We start from the raw sequence: 16548 nt of genomic DNA, 5'->3' as shown, positions 1-16548 counted from the left end.
TTGCCGGTGTGCCAGCCCTCCTGCGGGAGGGCGGCGCACCGATCCCTGCTGAGCCTGCCAGCCTCTCGCCCGCTGCTCGATTTCCCCTAGCAGCCCGACCCGCCGCCGGTACCGCCCGCCGCGGGTCCGTCACGGAGTGCCCATGGCCCGCAGTCTTGTCTCCCCTTCCTCGCGCCGCCGCATGCGCGAGGCCTTTGTCCCCGCCTCCATGGCCCTGGCCGTCATCGGCCTGTGTGCCGCGGCTCAGGCCCAGTCGCCGGCCACACCGGCCGCCCCCCGCCTGGCCCAGCCTGATCTGCCCAAGCTGACCGTCACGGCCACCCGCCTGGAAACGCCCGAGGACCAGGTGGCCGCCACGGTTACCACGCTCAGCGCCCAGGACATCGCGCGCAAGCTGGCAACCGACCTCAAGGACCTGCTGCGCGACGAAGCCGGCGTGGCGGTGCGCTACCAGCCCAACCGCAGTTCGGCCGCCTTCTACAGCACGGGCCGGGGCGGCAACGAGGGCATCAATATCCGTGGCCTCGAGGGCAACCAGGTGCTGCTGCAGACCGATGGCGTGCGTCTGCCCATGGTCTACAGCAGCGGGCCGGTGTTTGCCGGGCGCGGCGATTACATCGATGTGGAGGCCTTCAAGCAGGTGGAAATCCTGCGCGGCGCCTCCTCCAATGCCTATGGCAGCGACGGCCTGTCCGGCGCGGTCAGCTTTGTCACCAAGGATCCGTCCGACCTGCTGCCGCGTGGCCAGTCCTCGCAGGCGGCGCTCAAGCTGGGCCATGCCACGGTGGACAAGTCCAGCAGCCTGGTGCCCAGCTATGCCTTCCGCGCGGCGCAGTGGGAGGGCCTGGTGCTGGCCAGCCTGCGCCGCGGGCACGAGACCGACAACCGGGGCGAGCGCGAGACCCGCGACCGCAGCCGCACCGTGGGCAATCCGCAGGATGTGGCCTCCCACTATGTGCTGGGCAAGCTGATCTACAAGCTCGATGCCCGTCAGCAGCTCAAGCTCTCGCTGGAGCATCTGGACCGCGATGTGGACACCCAGGTCTTTACCCTGTTTGGTGATCCGATGTTTCCGACGCACACGCGCGTCGACGCCGGCGAGCGCATCAACCGCAGCCTGATCAAGCTGGACTACCGCTATGTAGACAGCAGCAATCCGCTGTTCCAGCGCGCGAATGCCCAGCTCTACTGGCAGGACGCCAAGAACCGCCAGCTGGGCTATGAGGAACGCAGCAATACCAGCGTCTGGAACAGCCGCTCGCGCGATGCTTTCTATGCCGAGCGCATGGTGGGCGGCTCCCTGCAATTCGAGAGCCATCTGCCGCAGCAGCGCCTGCTCTACGGCATGGACATCTCCAGCACCCTGGTGCACTCGCTCAAGGAGGGGGCCAACTATCTGAATGGCAGCCTGGTCACGGCCCCGCCGCCGGCCGGCTTCGGACCGGTCAACAAGAGCTTTCCGGATACCGACTACCGGCTGCTGGGCCTCTTCGTTCAGGACGAGATCAGCTGGGGCCAGTTCATGCTCACCCCGGGTCTGCGCCTGGACCGCTTCGAGCTGGATCCGCGCCAGGGTGATCCGCTCTACAGCATCAACAACCCGGCCACGCCGGCCAAGCTCAGCGATCATGAGCTCTCGCCGCGTCTGGGCCTGGTCTGGACCCACACGCCCATGCTGCGCGTCTATGGCCAGTACGCGCATGGCTTTCGCGCGCCCACGCCCAGCCAGCTCAACGGCGGCGTGACCAATCTGAATTCGCGCCCCGCCTACACCTCGGTGGGCAATCCCGATCTCAAGCCCGAGACCAGCGATGCCTTCGAGCTGGGCCTGCGCGGCCGCAGCGACACCCTGCGCTACCAGCTGGCGCTCTTCAAGTCGCGCTACAAGGACTTCATCGCAGCCAACCAGACCGTCGGCGGCAGCGGCAGCGCGGCCGATCCCCTGGTGTTCAAGTCCGTCAATCTCAATGGCGCCCGCATCAGCGGTGTCGAGCTCTCGGGCGCCTGGACCTTCCTGCCGCAATGGACACTGAGTGCCAGCTACGCCCACACCAAGGGTGATAGCGAGGCCCCCGATGGCAGCCGCACGCCGCTGGAGAGCGTGGAACCCGACAAGGGCGTGCTGGGCCTGCGCTACGAGCAGGCCGGGGTCTGGGGCGCCGAGCTCAAGCTCACCGGCATGAAGAGCCAGCGCCGCAATCCCGACCCCAGCCGCAACTACACGCCCAAGGGCTTCGTGGTCGGCGATCTGAACGCCTGGTGGGAGATCGACAAGCGCTGGAGCCTGAATGCGGCCCTGAGCAATATCGGCGATGTGAAGTACTGGCAGTGGTCCGATGTGCGTGGCATTGCGCCTGGCAATATCGCCCTGGATGCCTACACCCAGCCGGGCCGCAACATCAGCGCCAGCGTGCGCTACCAGTTCTGAGCCCTGCGCTGCGGCGCTTCAAAAGGGCTGCAGCTCAAAGCGGCCCGGCTGAAGATGGGCCAGCTGGCGCTGGCCCAGGGGCCGCCAGGCCTCGACATCATCGCCCAGGGGCTCGGAGGCCACGGCGCAGCCGCCAGCCTGCGGCTTGAGGTAGAGGGTGGGGGCCGCGTCGTCACTGGCATAGCGCAGGGCCCAGATCTGCTGGCCGTCGGCCAGCGCAGCCGCAAAGCGCAGCGGTGCCTTGATGTCTCGGGCCTGCATCAGGGCTTCCGTGTGCTGCAGCACGGCGCGCATGGCCTCGGGCGCCGACATGCCCTCCTGCAGCTGGGCCATGATCAGCAGGAACAGCAGTTCCGAGTCCGTGGCCCCGCGCCGCTGCTCGTACAAATGATCGGGCAGCGCGCTCTCCAGGACCCGCCGCAGCTGGCCATAGCCGCCCACCTGGCCGTTGTGGATGAAGAGATAGCGGCCGTAATGAAAGGGGTGGCAGTTCTGCCGCGCGATGCCGCCGCCGGTGGCCGCGCGCACATGGGCGAGGAACAGGCGTGACTGCACCGTGGCCGAGAGCGAGAGCAGGTTTTCGTCCGACCAGGCGGGCATCACCTCGCGGTAGACGCCGGGCGTTTCGCGCTCGCCATACCAGCCGATGCCAAAGCCGTCGCCATTGGTCACGGTTTTGGACTCTTCGGCCTGCAACGACTGCCGCACCAGGGAGTGGCGCGGCCGGCAGACCAGCTGCTCCAGATAGATGGGATCTCCCAGATAGGCCAGGAACCGACACATCGAGCCACCTCCGCGATTGCGCTGCTTGAATGCCCTTATGCTGCCGCGCATGCGGCGTTTGCTCAACGACATTTCGCTGCCCGCCACGGTGGCGGGCTTTGTGGCCGTGCTGGTGGGCTTCACCAGCTCGGTGGCCATCGTCTTCCAGGCCGCCCAGGCCCTGGGGGCCACACCGGCACAGACGGCCTCCTGGATCTGGGCCCTGGGCCTGGGCATGGGCATCACCAGCCTGGGCCTGGCCCTGTGGACGCGCCAGCCCGTGCTCACCGCCTGGTCCACGCCGGCCGCGGCCCTGCTGGCCGGCAGCACGGGCCTGGGCATGAGCGAGGCGATCGGCGCCTTTCTGATGTGTGGCGCGCTGATCCTGCTCTTTGGCGTGACGCGCTGGTTCGAGCGTCTGATGGACCGCATCCCCCTGGCCGTGGCCGCCGCCCTGCTGGCCGGGGTGCTGGCCCGCTTCGGCCTGGACGCGGTGCTCACCGTGCGCAGCGAACCCGCTATCGTGCTGGTCATGGCCCTGGCCTATCTGCTGGGGCGGCGCTGGCTGCCGCGCTATGCCGTGCCCCTGGTGCTGCTCAGCGGCGTGGCGGTGGCGGCCGGCCTGGGCCGCATCCATATGGAAGGCGTGCATTGGGGCTGGGCCGTACCGGTCTGGACCACGCCCAGCTTCAGCCTTTCGGCCCTGGTGGGCGTGGCCCTGCCCATGTTTCTGGTGACCATGGCCTCGCAGAACCTGCCCGGCGTGGCGGCCCAGCGCGCGGCGGGCTACCAGACCCCGGTGTCCGCCTCCATCTCCGCCACCGGCCTGGCCACCCTGATGCTGGCGCCCTTTGGCGGCTATGCCTTCAATCTGGCCGCCATCACGGCCGCCATCTGCACCGGCCGCGAGGCGCATGAGGACCCCGCCCGGCGCTACACCGCCGCGGTGATGGCCGGCGTCTTCTACATCGCCGTGGGCCTGGCCGGCGGTGCGGTTGTGGGCCTGCTGGCCGCCATTCCGCGCGAGCTGGTGGCCGCGGTGGCGGGCCTGGCCCTGCTGGGCACGATTGCCGGCGGGCTGAACACCGCGCTCAAGGACGAGCAGCACCGCGACGCCGCCATCCTGACCTTTCTGGTCACGCTCTCGGGCCTGACGGTGCTGGGCGTAGGCTCGGCCTTCTGGGGGGTGGTGGCCGGCACGGTGGCGCTGCTCTTCGCCCGATTCCGCGCGCGTTGAGAGGCCTGGCCGATAATCTCGCCCCCACCGACAAAGAGGCTTGCCATGAAGAAGACGTTCCAACTCCAGATCGAAGGCAAGCATCCCGAGCGCCTGCTGGAGGCCATCAAGCACGAAATCCGCCAGTACATGAAGCGCGAGCGTCGCAAGACCCTGCCCTCGCAGATGGACTTCTGGGACTTCGACTGCCGCTTCGGCCTGACGGAGGACACCGCCGAGGTCTGCCATGTGGGCGCCTTCATGGACCGCATCAACGAGGCCGCGGCCGCAGGTGCGCCAGCCTTCTACCTGGAGCTGCTGGCCAAGCCGGCCCAGCGCCGCTTTGTGCCGCGCCCGGCCCAGGCCAAGCCGGCCGCCGAGGATGTGGCGGCGGACGACGAGCAAGACGCCTGAACCCCGGGCCCGGCAGCGCGGCGCCCGCCGTGCCACACTGCGGCCCGTCATCCTGCAAGAATGCGCCACGCCCATGATCCTGCTCTTCGTCGCCGACCCGCTGGAAACGTTCAAGACCTACAAGGACACCACGTTCTCGATGATGCGCGAGGCCGCCCGGCGCGGCCATGTGCTCTGGGCCTGCCATCCGGCGGACCTGGTCTGGGTCAGCGGCGGCCGGGTCACGGCGCGCGGCGCGCGGCGCATCGCGCTCACCGGCGATGAACACGACTGGTTCCGCACCGAGGAAACGGCCGATCTGGGCCTGGCCGCCGGCACCGACGCCATCATCATGCGCAAGGACCCGCCCTTTGACAGCGAGTTCTTCTACGCCACGCATCTGCTGTCCCAGGCCGAGCGTGAGGGCGCACGCGTCTTCAACAAGCCGGCCGCGCTGCGCGACCACCCCGAGAAGCTGGCCATCCTGGAGTTTCCCGAGTACATCTCGCCCACCCTGGTGACGCGCAGCCCCGAGGCCATCAAGGCCTTTCACGCCGAGCACCGCGACATCATCCTCAAGCCCCTGGATGGCATGGGGGGCATGGGTATCTTCCGCGTGGGCCCCGATGCGCTGAACCTGGGCTCCATCATCGAGACCCTCAACAAGGGCGGCGCCGAAACCGTAATGGTGCAGCGCTACGTGCCCGAGATCGTCAAGGGCGACAAGCGCGTGCTGGTCATCGGCGGCGAGGTCGTGCCCTGGTGCCTGGCCCGCATTCCGCAGGGCAGCGAGATCCGCGGCAATCTGGCGGCGGGCGGCAAGGGCGTGGCCCAGCCCATCAGCGCGCGCGACCGGGAGATCGCCGAGGGCGTGGCGGCCCGGCTGGCACCGCGCGGCCTGCTCTTGATGGGCCTGGACGTGATCGGCGACTGCCTCACCGAGATCAATGTCACCAGCCCCACGGGCTTTCAGGAGATCAGCCGTCAAAGCGGCATCGATGTGGCCCAGCTCTTTGTCGATGCGCTGGAGCGTGAGCTGGCTCGACGCTAGACCCGAAGCCGGGGCGCTGTCACACCTCGTGGACAATCGCGCCCATGGCAGTCCTCTCCATCTCCAACGCCCATCTCGCTTTCGGCCATGTGCCCCTGCTGGATGGCGCCAACTTCGCCCTTGAGACCGGCGAGCGCGTGGGCCTGATCGGCCGCAACGGCACGGGCAAGTCGTCCTTGCTGAAAATCCTGGCCGGCATCGAGAAGCTGGACGACGGTCTGCTGCAGCTGCAGCAGGGCCTGACCAGCGTCTATGTGCCGCAGGAGCCCGAGCTCAATCCCGAGGCCAGCATCTTCGAGGTGGTGAGCGAGGGCGTGGCCGAGGCCAAGGCCTTGCGCGAGCGCTTCGAGCTGCACGACCCCAACGACGATCTGGCCTGGGTGCAGGAGCGCATCGAGCATATCGGCGGCTGGACCTGGGAGCAGCGCGTGGATGAGACCCTGCAGCGCCTGGGTCTGGACGGCGCCCGCATCGTCGGCACCCTGTCGGGCGGCCTGAAGAAGCGCGTGGCCCTGGCGCGCGCCCTGGTGGCCCAGCCCGATGTGCTGCTGCTGGACGAGCCCACCAACCATCTGGACCTGGACGCCATCGCCTGGCTGGAAGGCCTGCTCAATGAGTTCAAGGGCTCGCTGCTGCTGATCACCCACGACCGCGCCTTCCTGGACAACGTGGCCAACCGCATCGTCGAGCTGGACCGCGGCCAGCTGCGCGGCTATCCGGGCAATTTCGCCGCCTTCCAGGCCGCCAAGGCCTATGAGCTGGAAAACGAAGCCCTGGCCAATGCGCGCTTTGACAAGCTGCTGGCCCAGGAAGAGGTGTGGATACGCAAGGGCGTGGAGGCACGCCGCACCCGCAGCGTGGCCCGGGTGCAGCGCCTGCACGAGATGCGCGAGGCGCGCGCCGCCCGCCGCGATGTGCAGGGCAAGGTCCGCCTGGACATCGACACGGGCTCCAGCAGCGGCAAGATCGTGGCCGAGCTGGAGAACGTGGGCAAGCGCTACGGCGATCGCAGCATCGTGGATGACTTCAGCGCCACCATTCTGCGCGGCGACAAGATCGGCTTGGTAGGCCCCAACGGCGCGGGCAAGACCACCCTGCTCAAGCTGATCCTGGGCGAGTTGCAGCCCGACAGCGGCACGGTGCGCCAGGGCAGCAAGCTCACGGTGGCCTATTTCGACCAGATGCGCGACACGCTGAATCTGGACGCCACCCTGGCCGACACCATCAGCCCCGGCAGCGAGTGGATCGAGATCGGCACGCAGAAGAAGCACGTCAAGAGCTATCTGGGCGACTTTCTGTTCTCGCCGGCGCGGGCCAACTCGCCGGTCAAGAGTCTCTCGGGCGGCGAGCGCAACCGCCTGCTGCTGGCCCGTCTGTTCGCCCGCCCGGCCAATGTGCTGGTGCTGGACGAGCCCACCAATGACCTGGACATCGAGACCCTGGAACTGCTCGAAGAGCTGCTGGCCGACTACGACGGCACGGTCTTCCTGGTCAGTCACGACCGGCGCTTTCTCGACAATGTGGTGACCAGCACCATCGTCAACGAAGGTCCGGGCCGCTGGCGCGAGTACGAGGGCGATATCCAGGACTGGCTGACCCAGTCCAAGCGTGCGGCGGCGCTGCAGGCCAAGGCGGCCCCCGCGGCGGCCCCGGCCCCCGCACCTGCGCCCGCGCCCGCCCCGGTGGTGGCGAGCAAGCGCAAGCTCAGCTACAAGGAGCAGCGCGAGCTCGATGAGCTGCCGGCCAAGGTGGCGGCGCTGGAGGCGGAGCAGGTGCAGATCAATGCCCTGCTCAATGGCGTGGAGCTCTATGCCCAGGGGGCGGCCCGCATCGCGGAGGTGACCGCGCGTGCCGCGGAGATCGACGAAGAGCTGCTGGGCCTGCTGGAGCGCTGGGAAGTGCTGGAGGCCAAATGAGCGAGACCGGCGCTCACGCCAGCCCGGCCGGGGCCTTGCAGCAGGAGTGGCTCTTGCTGCAGTCCCAGCATGAGTCCTATGAGCTGTGGGCGCTGGGCATCAAGCTGTTTGCCGTGTGCTTGCTGGGCTGGGCTGCCATGCCGGGCATGCAGCTGGCGGCCTTGCTGCTCTTGCTCTGGGTGGTGGAAGCGGTGCTCAAGACTTTTCAGTCGCGCCTGGGCGAGCGTCTGCTGCGGGTGGAGGCACTGCTGCGCGATCCGGATGCCGGCGCTGGCCTTGTGATGCAGCTGCACAGCGACTGGCAGGCCGCTCGCCCGGGCCTTGCCGGGCTGCTGGGTGCCTATGCGCGAGCCGCCTGCCGACCCACGGTGGCACTGCCTTATCCCCTGCTGATCGGGCTGGTCGGGGCGGCCGGCGTCTGACTCAAGTTGCCCGGCGGCTCAGCTTGGCCGCCGGCACCATGGCGCCCGAGCCCTTGAGCTGAACGATCAGCTCGCCATGGCTGATCACGATCTGGGCGACCCGATCTGGGCGCCCTTGATAGATCACGTCTTCACCCACGCGCAAAGCGGGGGGCGGCGGGGTCAGGCTCGCGAGCAAGTCTTGCCGCTGTGGTCGCTGTCTGTTCGCCACCGCCTGCAGACGCATGATCAGGTCGGGCCGCTCCAGTGCCAGCTTGGCGAGGGCATCCCGCAGGGTGGTCTTGAGCTCATCGGCGGTGAAGGGCTTGCGCAGCAGGAAGCGTGAGCCCGCCGCCGTTGCCTGCGCCTGATGGGCGGGCGTGACCTCGAAGCTCAGCAAGGCCAGCCGGCAGCTGGGCAGGTCGCGGCGTAGCTCGGCATAGAGCTGCAGGCCGCTCATGCTGGCCTTGGGAAACCAGTCCGTGATCAGGAAGTCGGGCTTGAACTCACGCCCGATGTGCAGTGCGCTTTCGGGGTCGGCACAGTCGCGGAAGGAGTCTGCGGCATAGCCCTGGCTCAGCATCAGGCGGCGCGCATAGGTGCGCACCCCTTCAAGTGGGTCGACAACGAGAAAGCGCGGCTCATGTGGGGCTTCAGTGATGCGCATGGTTGCGGTACGGCCTCAGCTGCGTTGATGCAGTCATGCTAACCGGACCTGCGATCCTCAGGCGATACTGGCTGATCGCTTGGGCCCTGGAGCGGACATGGGATTGCGACTCAAGGTGGCACTTTGGGTGCTTCTGCTCTATCTGATCGGCGGAGGCTTTAGTCTGCTGCTGCTGCGCGATCAGCTGCGAACCAGCTATGGCGAGCTGGATCGCGAGGCCGCTGTCGAACAGCTCGGACAGCTGCTGCAGGCACTCGATGAGCAGTTGCTTCAGCTGGATCTTGGGCTACGTGCATGGAGCCACTGGGATGAACTGCACCGGCATGTGTTGCATCCGGATGCCGCATTTGCAGCGCGCAATCTCAGCCCGCAGACGGTGGCCGCCGCTGGCGTGAGCTGGCTTGCCGTGCATCGGGCCGATGGATCTCTTGCATTGCAGGTCAGCGCGCCGGAAGCCGCGTCCTGGGGCTTGCCGGAGTCCCTCACACCGGGCGTGCTCCGCCAGCTTGAGCAGGCCAAGTTGCAAGGCAGCTCAAGGTCTCTGCCCTGTGGCCTGGCGCGTAGTGGTGCGCAGCTGCTGATGTTGTGCCAGAGGGCACTGCTGGGGAGTGCCGGGCAGGTGCCGACCCATGGCGCAGCAGCGGTCACCATAGCCGCAAGGCTCGATGCACGCATCAGCCACAAGCTCAACAGTCACAGTGCGATGCGCTTCCTGCTTGAGCCTTTAGGTTCGACCCAGGGCCTGAGGGGTGAGGCTTTGGCCGTGGATCTACCTTCCCTGAGCGGACAGGGGCCGGTGCGTCTGCAGGAGCAAGGCGACGAGCTGCAGCTGAGCTGGCCGTTGCGCGATATCTCCGGTGTGCCTGTGGCCGCCTTGCAGGGCTATTGGCCGCGTCAGGGCTTGGCTCTTGCCGAGGCTCTGTTGGGACGCGTCGGCGCCTTGGTGCTGGGCCTGGCCGCGACCCTGGCACTGGGCCTCATGTTGGTGCCGAACCGTTTGGTGATTGTGCGATTGGAGAAACTTGGGCGCGAATTGCGCGAGATTCGTCAATCGCGAGATTGGGCCCGGCGAGTCTCGGTCCAAAGTGACGACGAGGTGACAGAGTTGGCGAAGGGCACCAACGATCTGTTGGCCATCATCGCCGACCAGGTGCAGGCGCTGGAGGCGCTCACGCGCAGCGACCCGCTCACCGGACTGGCCAATCGGCGCGGTTTCGACGAGCGCCTGCATCAGGCCCTGGCCCAGAGCCGGCGCGACGGCCGTCCTCTGTGTCTGCTGCTGGCGGATGTGGACTTCTTCAAGCGCTACAACGACCACTACGGGCACCAGCAGGGCGACCAGGCCCTGAAGACCGTGGCAGCCTGTCTGTCCCAGTCGGCTCGACGCCCTGCGGATCTGGCTGCACGTCTGGGCGGCGAGGAGTTTGCGCTGCTGCTGCCTGACACCGATCTGCCAGGGGCCAGGCATTGCGCCACGGCCCTGCAGCGCGCGATGCGCGAGGCGGCGGTGGTGCATGAGGCGGGGCCCGAGTCGGGCGTGCTGGGCCTCAGTCTGGGGCTGGCTCAGCTGCAGCCCGAGGACGATGCCGAGCGGCTCTATCTGCGCGCGGATCAGGCCCTCTACCGCGCCAAGCAGGGCGGACGCAACCGCCTGAGCGAGTGAGGGCGCGGGCCGCGCTCAGGCGCGCTGCAGGGCGTCTCGCTCACGCTGCAGCTGGCGCCAGAATCGGGCGTCCTGGGCCGTGGCGAAATTCAGGCGCATCAGCGTGCCGGGCTGGCGCGTGGCGCTGAACATCAGCCCCGGCGAGATGTGCCAGCCGGCATCCAGCATGCGCTGGGCCAGACGCTCCGTATCCACGCCGGTGTCCACCCAGCCGAACAGCCCTTGGGGCGGGGCCATGAACTGGCACCCCGCCTCCAGCGCCATGCGCACCACGCGCTGGCGGGCGGCGGCCAGCCGGTCCTGCACCCGTTCGGCATGCCGGCGCAGCTGCCCCTGCTCCAGGCACAGGGCCACGGCGCGTTCCAGCAGAGGGCTGCTGGTCAGGGTCTGCAACATCTTGGCCTCGGTGAGCCGGTTGATGCGCTCCGGGCTGGCGGCCACATAGCCGACCCGGAAGGCCGGCGTGAGGATCTTGGAGAAACCCGAGACATAGATGCTGCGGCGCAGCCCATCCAGGGCCGAGAGGCGCGGCAGGTGGTTGGGCGCGAGGAAGGCATAGGTGTCGTCCTCGACAATGAAGAAGTCGCCCGCCTCCGCCAGTTGCAGGATGCGGTGCGCTGCGCCCAGGCTCAGGGTGTTGCCCGTGGGGTTGTGCAGGACCGAGACCGTCACATAGGCGCGCGGCCCATGCTGCTCGACCAGGCGCGCCATCACATCCAGGTCCGGGCCTTCCGCGCCGCGTGGCACGGGCAGCAGGCGCATGCCGGCCTGGGTTAGCCGCGCAAACTCGATGGCCCAGCCCGGCTCGTCCACCAGCACCGCATCGCCGGGCTTGAGCAGGTTGCGGGTGATCAGGTCCAGGGCATGCGTGGCCCCGACGGTGCTGAGGATCTGTCCCGGGCTGCAGACGATGCCCACATCGTCCAGGCGCCGGGTCAGCGCCCTGCGCAGGCGTTCGTCACCGGCGGGTTCACCGTACTGCAGCAGGAGCAGGCTGTCCTCATCGCTGCTCTGCGCGACGACGCGCCGCATGGTGGTTTGCAGCATGGCCTGATCCAGCCATTCACTGGGCAGCGTGCCCAGGCCCGGTGCCGAGCTGGGGTCGGCCTGGAACATGCTGCGGATCAGGCTGCTCGCATCCAGCGGCTTCTCGGCCTGGCCGCCCGCGCGCGGCGTGCGTGTGCCGCGTGTTGCAAGCGGCGCTGCGGGGGCGGCGCCGTCGCGTACAAAAAAGCCGCGCTGCTTGCGCGCTTCGAGCAGGCCTTGCGCCAGGAGCTGGTCATAGGCGGCCACCACGGTATGGGGGCTCACCCCATGGCGCTGCGCACATTCACGCACCGAGGGCAGGCGCGCCCCGGGCAGCAGCAGGCTCTGGCGGATGCGCTCGGCATAGCGCTGTGCCAGCTGCTGGGCCAGGGGCACGCTGGAGCCGCGCGAGAGCGCCGTGCCCTGTGGGCCGGCCGCCGTGCTTGTACTGGTCTTCATGCCGATACAGTGATTCGTGATGTGAGGAAAAGTGTACTGGTTCTGTATTGGTGTGGGCGCCTAGACTGGCCGCATGAGCAGTGCCCATGCCCCCAGCCCCAGTGAACAGACCCGCGGTCTGTGGCTGGGCTTTCTGGGTGTGTTCATCTTTGCGCTGAGCATTCCCATGACCCGCCTGGCGGGTGGCAGCGCCGAGGCGCCGCAGCTGGATCCGCTGTTCGTGGCGCTGGGGCGGGCGGCGCTGGCGGGCCTGCTGTCGGCGGTGTATCTGCGTCTGATCGGCGCCTCGTGGCCGCGCCGCGAGCACTGGTGGCCGCTGACCTGGGTTGCGCTGGGGGTGGTGTTCGGCTGGCCGCTGCTGCTGGGCTATGCGGTGCGCCATGTCGATGCGGTGCATGCTTCGGTGATCTCGGGTGTGTTGCCGCTCGCCACCGCCGCCATGGCCGCGCTTGTCTTGCGGCAGCGACCCTCGCTCGGTTTCTGGGCCTGCGCCGTCGCCGGTCTTGTCCTGGTGCTGGCCTTTGCGGCCTGGCGTGGTGCGGCGGGCCTGCAATGGGCCGATGGGCTGCTGCTGGCCGCGATCTTGAGCGCCTCGTCCGGCTATGTGGGTGGCGCACGACTGAGCACGCAGATGGCGCCACAGCAGGTGATCTGCTGGGTGCTGGTGCTGAGCCTGCCGCTGACCCTGCCCGCAGGCTTGCTGAGCTGGCCCCAGACGCCTGTGGCGTGGTCGGCCTGGGGCGGTTTTCTGTACGTGTCGGTGTTCTCGATGTGGCTGGGCTTTTTCGCCTGGTATCGCGCTTTGGCCCTGGGTGGCACGCTGCGCGTGAGTCAGGTGCAGGTGCTGCAGCCCTTCTTGTCCATGCTGCTGGCGGTGCCGCTGCTGGGTGAGCATCTGGATGCGATGACCCTGGGCTTTGGCGCTGCGGTGATCGCGGTGGTCTGGCTGGGCAAGCGCATGCCGGTGGACCAGGTACGTCAGGAATAGACCGCCCGCGGATGCTGGCCGCGACTCATTCACAATCAAGCCCTTCACCCGTCGGCACCTGACCGGCGGCATCTTTCGGAGAATTTCCCATGAGCACCGTCTGGACCCAGGCCCGTCGCGCGGCCCGCATGAACCCGTCCATCATCCGCGAGATCCTCAAGGTCACCGAGAAGCCGGGCATCCTGTCCATGGCCGGTGGTCTGCCCTCGGCCGATACCTTTCCGGTGGACGCCATCAAGAGCGCGTGCGATCGGGTGCTGAGCCAGAACCCGCGCGAGTCCCTGCAGTACGCCGCCAGCGAGGGCTTTGCTCCGCTGCGCGAGTGGGTGGCGAGCCGCGTGTCGGCCCTGGGCATGGACGTGAAGCCCGAGCAGGTGCTGGTGACCAGCGGCTCGCAGCAGGGCCTGGACCTGATCGGCAAGATCATGTGTGATGCCGGCGCGCCGGTGGCCGTGGAGACCCCGACCTATCTCGGTGCGCTGCAGGCCTTCAACCCCTTCGAGCCGCTGTATGCCAGCCTGGCCAGTGATGGCGAGGGCGTGCGCCCCGAGGCTCTGCGCGCCCTGCCGCATGATGCGCCGGGCACGCGATTCGCCTATCTGCTGCCCAACTACCAGAACCCGACCGGCCGCGTGATGAGCGCGGCACGCCGCCAGGAGGTGGTGGCCGCGGCCCAGGCCGCGGGCGTGCCCATCGTCGAGGACAACCCCTACGGTGATCTGTGGTTCGACCAGCCGCCGCCCAACGCCCTGTCCTCGCTGTGGCCCGAGGGCAGTGTGTACCTGGGTTCCTTCTCCAAGGTGCTGACCCCCGGTTTCCGCCTGGGCTACATGATTGCCCCGCCCGAGCTGTATCCGAAGCTGCTGCAGGCCAAGCAGGCCGCCGACCTGCACACGCCGGGCTTCAACCAGCGTGTGGTCTACGAGGTGATCAAGGACGGCTTCCTGGACCAGCATGTGCCCCAGATTCGCGCCCGCTACAAGGCCAACCGCGACGCGATGGCGGTGGCCCTGCGCGAGCATCTGCCCGAGGGCTGCGAATGGCAGAGCCCCGAGGGCGGCATGTTCTTCTGGATCCGCCTGCCCGAGGGCCTGGATGCCATGGCCCTGCTGGAAACGGCCGTGGAGGCGGGTGTGGCCTTTGTGCCGGGAGCGGCTTTCTATGCCCAGCGCCCCGACCCGCGCACCCTGCGCCTGTCCTTCGTGACCCTGACGCCGGATCTGATTGCCGAGGGCGTGGCCATCCTGGGCCGCGTGCTGCGCGAGGCCCTGGCCGAGGTGCCGGCCCTGAGCACCCCCTGAACTGTCACGGAGATGTCGCGATGAGCGAGCTGCGCCGCTTTGTACAAGTCGATGTGTTCACGGCCCAGCCGCTCAAGGGCAATCCGCTGGCCGTGGTGGTGGATGCCGCGGGCCTGGACGAGTCGCAGATGGCCGCGTTTGCGCGCTGGACCAATCTCAGCGAAACCACCTTTCTGCTGCCTCCCACCGATCCGGCGGCCGATTACCGGGTGCGCATCTTCACGCCGGGCGGCGAGCTGCCCTTTGCCGGCCACCCCACCCTGGGCTCGGCCCATGCCTGGCTGGCCTCGGGGGGCGATCCCAAGCGCCCGGGGGAGCTGGTGCAGCAGTGTGGCATCGGCCTGGTGCGGGTGAAGCGGGAGGGCGCTCGCCTGGCCTTTGCGGCACCCCCATTGCGTCGCAGTGGGCCGGTGCAGGAGGCGGGGCTGCGCGAGCAGGTGCTGGCATCGCTGCGCGTCCCCTCGGCCGAGCTGCTGGATCTGGTTTGGGTGGACAACGGCCCGGGCTGGATGGCTGCACGCCTGAAGGATGCCGCCGCGGTGCGCGCCCTGCAGCCCGATTTCGTGGCCATGCGCGGGCTCAAGCTGGGTGTGGTGGGCGCTCAGCCCGAAGGGGCCGAGACCCAGTTCGAGCTGCGTGCCTTTGTGCCCACCCTGGGCGTGCCCGAGGATCCGGTGACCGGCAGTCTCAATGCCGGCGTGGCCCTCTGGCTGCAGGCCGCCGGTCTGGCGCCCGAGCACTACGTGGCCTCACAGGGTTCGGCCCTCGGACGTGATGGGCGCGTGTATGTACGGCGTGTTGGGGATCAGACCTGGATTGGCGGCGATGTCACGCCCCTAGTCCACGGTCAGGTGCGGCTCTGAGCGATGGTGATGGAGCTTGATCACTTGGTGGTCGGCGCCCTCACGCTGGACCAGGGCGTGGCCTGGTGCGAGCGCGTGCTGGGCCTGAGCCCGGCCCCGGGCGGCAGCCACGCCCTGATGGGCACGCACAACCGCCTGCTCAATATCAGCTCGCCGGCCTATCCGCGCTGCTACCTGGAGATCATCGCCATCGACCCGGCAGCACCCGGCCCCGTGGGCCGCGCGCGCTGGTTCGATCTGGACCAGCCCAGCCTGCAGCAGGCCCTGCGGGCGCAGGGGCCGGGCCTGATTCACTGGGTGGCACGCGTGGGCCAGATGGATGCGGCCCTGGCCCAGATGCGCAGCGAGGGCGTCGATGCCGGTGAGCCGGTGGCGGCCGAGCGCGGCGATCTGCGCTGGCGCATCGCCCTGCGCCAGGACGGCCGGCGCCTGCGCCGCGAGGGCCTGCCCACCCTGATCGAATGGGCCCCGGGCGGCCCGCACCCGGCCGATCGCCTGCCCGCCAGCGGAGTGAGCCTGCAGCGCTTCGAGGCGCGCGACGGGCTGAACGTCTGGCTGGACACCCCGCGTGGCGACGTGCGGCTGAGCCTGCTGGCTTGAGGAGAGGCGCATGAGCGAACCCACACAAGACCTGTTTCGCGAGGACGCTCAGCGGCGCGAATGCAGCGCTACCCTGCTGCGCGCGGACGAGCGCGGCCTGCTGCTGGACCGCACGGTCTTCTATCCCCTGGGCGGCGGCCAGGCTGGCGACGCCGGCTGGCTGCGCCTGGCCGACGGACGCGAGATTGCCATCGCCGACACCCGCAAGGGCGAGGGCGGCGAGATCCTGCACATCCCGGCGCCGGACGCCGTGCTGGACGGCTTGGTGCCGGGTCTTGCCCTGACGGCGCACATCGACTGGGCGCGCCGCCATGCCCATATGCGCTTTCACACCGCCACCCACCTGCTGTGCGCCCTGGTGCCGCATCCGGTGGACGGCTGCTCCATCACGGCTGGCTATGCCCGCCTGGATTTTCACACCACCGAGCCCCTGGACAAGGAGGCGTTGAGCGCCGGCCTGGCGCGCCTGGTGGCCGGCGCCCATGCGGTGAGCCACAGCTGGATCAGCGACGAGGAGCTGGACGCCAACCCCGGCCTGGTGCGCAGCATGAGCGTGCAGCCCCCGCGCGGCACGGGCCGGGTGCGGGTGCTCAAGATCGAGGGCGTGGACCTGCAGCCCTGCGGCGGCACCCATGTGGCGAACACGGTCGAGATCGGCCCCGTGATCGTCACCAAGATTGAAAAGAAATCGGCCAAGACCCGCAGGGTCGTGCTGGGCTTTGCCCAGCCCAGCGAAGCATGAGGCCGATTTCGTCGGGGAACGCTCATATCGGTGCTGCCGATGTGAGCGGTCACCAAAAGAAGCGCGCCAAGA

General features: G+C 68.6%; 15 protein-coding genes. 12 read left to right on the top strand and 3 right to left on the bottom strand.

Translation table 11 applies throughout. The features are described from left to right. Positions 1 to 142 precede the first annotated feature (142 nt). Positions 143 to 2428: a TonB-dependent hemoglobin/transferrin/lactoferrin family receptor gene (locus DFR39_RS00490; protein WP_246030630.1), complete on the top strand. Its 2286-nt coding sequence runs from the start codon at positions 143 to 145 to the stop codon at positions 2426 to 2428. An 18-nt stretch (positions 2429 to 2446) separates the two neighbouring features. Here the strand turns inward: DFR39_RS00490 and DFR39_RS00485 are convergent, their stop codons facing one another. Then, a complete protein-coding gene (locus tag DFR39_RS00485) occupies positions 2447 to 3211 on the bottom strand; it encodes a class II glutamine amidotransferase (RefSeq protein ID WP_133601575.1) in 765 nt (254 codons plus the stop codon). A gap of 25 nt (positions 3212 to 3236) precedes the next feature. Here DFR39_RS00485 and DFR39_RS00480 point away from each other — a divergent pair, with 25 nt between their 5' ends. From DFR39_RS00480 to DFR39_RS00460, 5 genes are all read left to right on the top strand, one after another. Next, positions 3237 to 4427 carry a benzoate/H(+) symporter BenE family transporter gene (locus DFR39_RS00480; protein WP_281277207.1) on the top strand — a complete coding sequence of 397 codons (1191 nt, stop codon included), beginning with the start codon at positions 3237 to 3239 and terminating at the stop codon, positions 4425 to 4427. A 45-nt stretch (positions 4428 to 4472) separates the two neighbouring features. After that, positions 4473 to 4820, top strand: a complete 348-nt coding sequence (locus tag DFR39_RS00475) for a DUF6172 family protein (protein WP_133601574.1) — start codon at positions 4473 to 4475, stop codon at positions 4818 to 4820. Positions 4821 to 4893: 73 nt separating this feature from the next. Beyond that, positions 4894 to 5850: a glutathione synthase gene (gshB, locus tag DFR39_RS00470; protein ID WP_133601573.1), complete on the top strand. Its 957-nt coding sequence runs from the start codon at positions 4894 to 4896 to the stop codon at positions 5848 to 5850. Positions 5851 to 5894: 44 nt separating this feature from the next. Further along, on the top strand, positions 5895 to 7766 hold the full coding sequence (locus tag DFR39_RS00465) for an ATP-binding cassette domain-containing protein (protein ID WP_133601572.1): 1872 nt from the start codon (positions 5895 to 5897) through the stop codon (positions 7764 to 7766). Further along, entirely contained in the window at positions 7763 to 8188 is a 426-nt protein-coding gene (locus tag DFR39_RS00460; RefSeq protein ID WP_133601571.1) for a hypothetical protein, read from the top strand. Before DFR39_RS00465 ends, DFR39_RS00460 begins: the two co-directional genes overlap by 4 nt. A gap of 1 nt (position 8189) precedes the next feature. Here DFR39_RS00460 and DFR39_RS00455 read toward each other — a convergent pair whose 3' ends face one another. After that, positions 8190 to 8834 (bottom strand): response regulator, encoded by a 645-nt coding sequence (locus DFR39_RS00455; RefSeq protein ID WP_133601570.1) that lies wholly within the window; start codon positions 8832 to 8834, stop codon positions 8190 to 8192. 97 nt (positions 8835 to 8931) lie between these two features. On the opposite strand from DFR39_RS00455, the gene DFR39_RS00450 reads away from it, so the two are divergent. After that, entirely contained in the window at positions 8932 to 10497 is a 1566-nt protein-coding gene (locus tag DFR39_RS00450; protein ID WP_133601569.1) for a GGDEF domain-containing protein, read from the top strand. A 15-nt stretch (positions 10498 to 10512) separates the two neighbouring features. Here DFR39_RS00450 and DFR39_RS00445 read toward each other — a convergent pair whose 3' ends face one another. Then, complete coding sequence (locus DFR39_RS00445; RefSeq protein ID WP_133601568.1) at positions 10513 to 11982, bottom strand: aminotransferase-like domain-containing protein; 1470 nt, start codon at positions 11980 to 11982, stop codon at positions 10513 to 10515. Between the two features lie 73 nt (positions 11983 to 12055). On the opposite strand from DFR39_RS00445, the gene DFR39_RS00440 reads away from it, so the two are divergent. The 5 genes from DFR39_RS00440 (at position 12056) to DFR39_RS00420 (ending at position 16476) form a co-directional block, all read left to right on the top strand. Beyond that, a complete protein-coding gene (locus tag DFR39_RS00440; protein WP_133601567.1) occupies positions 12056 to 12970 on the top strand; it encodes a DMT family transporter in 915 nt (304 codons plus the stop codon). A gap of 89 nt (positions 12971 to 13059) precedes the next feature. Then, entirely contained in the window at positions 13060 to 14271 is a 1212-nt protein-coding gene (locus tag DFR39_RS00435; protein WP_133601566.1) for an aminotransferase-like domain-containing protein, read from the top strand. A gap of 20 nt (positions 14272 to 14291) precedes the next feature. Next, positions 14292 to 15134, top strand: coding sequence for a PhzF family phenazine biosynthesis protein (locus DFR39_RS00430; RefSeq protein WP_133601565.1), 843 nt, complete (start codon positions 14292 to 14294; stop codon positions 15132 to 15134). 9 nt (positions 15135 to 15143) lie between these two features. Next, positions 15144 to 15734 carry a VOC family protein gene (locus tag DFR39_RS00425; protein WP_246030629.1) on the top strand — a complete coding sequence of 197 codons (591 nt, stop codon included), beginning with the start codon at positions 15144 to 15146 and terminating at the stop codon, positions 15732 to 15734. A gap of 10 nt (positions 15735 to 15744) precedes the next feature. Then, complete coding sequence (locus DFR39_RS00420) at positions 15745 to 16476, top strand: alanyl-tRNA editing protein (protein WP_133601563.1); 732 nt, start codon at positions 15745 to 15747, stop codon at positions 16474 to 16476. Positions 16477 to 16548: the final 72 nt, after the last annotated feature.

The sequence above is a fragment of the Roseateles asaccharophilus genome, from assembly GCF_004362405.1.
In the GTDB taxonomy this organism is placed as follows: Bacteria; Pseudomonadota; Gammaproteobacteria; order Burkholderiales; family Burkholderiaceae_C; genus Kinneretia; species Kinneretia asaccharophila.
Note: the sequence above shows the minus strand (reverse complement) of the source record. Positions and strands in the feature narration are given on the sequence as shown.

Excerpts from the sequence above, each read along its gene's own strand:
- DFR39_RS00490 (WP_246030630.1), top strand. The coding sequence starts at position 143 with ATGGCCCGCAGTCTTGTCTCCCCTTCCTCGCGCCGCCGCATGCGCGAG.
- DFR39_RS00485 (WP_133601575.1), bottom strand. The coding sequence starts at position 3,211 with ATGTGTCGGTTCCTGGCCTATCTGGGAGATCCCATCTATCTGGAGCAG.
- DFR39_RS00475 (WP_133601574.1), top strand. The coding sequence starts at position 4,473 with ATGAAGAAGACGTTCCAACTCCAGATCGAAGGCAAGCATCCCGAGCGC.
- gshB (WP_133601573.1), top strand. The coding sequence starts at position 4,894 with ATGATCCTGCTCTTCGTCGCCGACCCGCTGGAAACGTTCAAGACCTAC.
- DFR39_RS00465 (WP_133601572.1), top strand. The coding sequence starts at position 5,895 with ATGGCAGTCCTCTCCATCTCCAACGCCCATCTCGCTTTCGGCCATGTG.
- DFR39_RS00460 (WP_133601571.1), top strand. The coding sequence starts at position 7,763 with ATGAGCGAGACCGGCGCTCACGCCAGCCCGGCCGGGGCCTTGCAGCAG.
- DFR39_RS00455 (WP_133601570.1), bottom strand. The coding sequence starts at position 8,834 with ATGCGCATCACTGAAGCCCCACATGAGCCGCGCTTTCTCGTTGTCGAC.
- DFR39_RS00450 (WP_133601569.1), top strand. The coding sequence starts at position 8,932 with ATGGGATTGCGACTCAAGGTGGCACTTTGGGTGCTTCTGCTCTATCTG.
- DFR39_RS00445 (WP_133601568.1), bottom strand. The coding sequence starts at position 11,982 with ATGAAGACCAGTACAAGCACGGCGGCCGGCCCACAGGGCACGGCGCTC.
- DFR39_RS00440 (WP_133601567.1), top strand. The coding sequence starts at position 12,056 with ATGAGCAGTGCCCATGCCCCCAGCCCCAGTGAACAGACCCGCGGTCTG.
- DFR39_RS00435 (WP_133601566.1), top strand. The coding sequence starts at position 13,060 with ATGAGCACCGTCTGGACCCAGGCCCGTCGCGCGGCCCGCATGAACCCG.
- DFR39_RS00430 (WP_133601565.1), top strand. The coding sequence starts at position 14,292 with ATGAGCGAGCTGCGCCGCTTTGTACAAGTCGATGTGTTCACGGCCCAG.
- DFR39_RS00425 (WP_246030629.1), top strand. The coding sequence starts at position 15,144 with ATGGAGCTTGATCACTTGGTGGTCGGCGCCCTCACGCTGGACCAGGGC.
- DFR39_RS00420 (WP_133601563.1), top strand. The coding sequence starts at position 15,745 with ATGAGCGAACCCACACAAGACCTGTTTCGCGAGGACGCTCAGCGGCGC.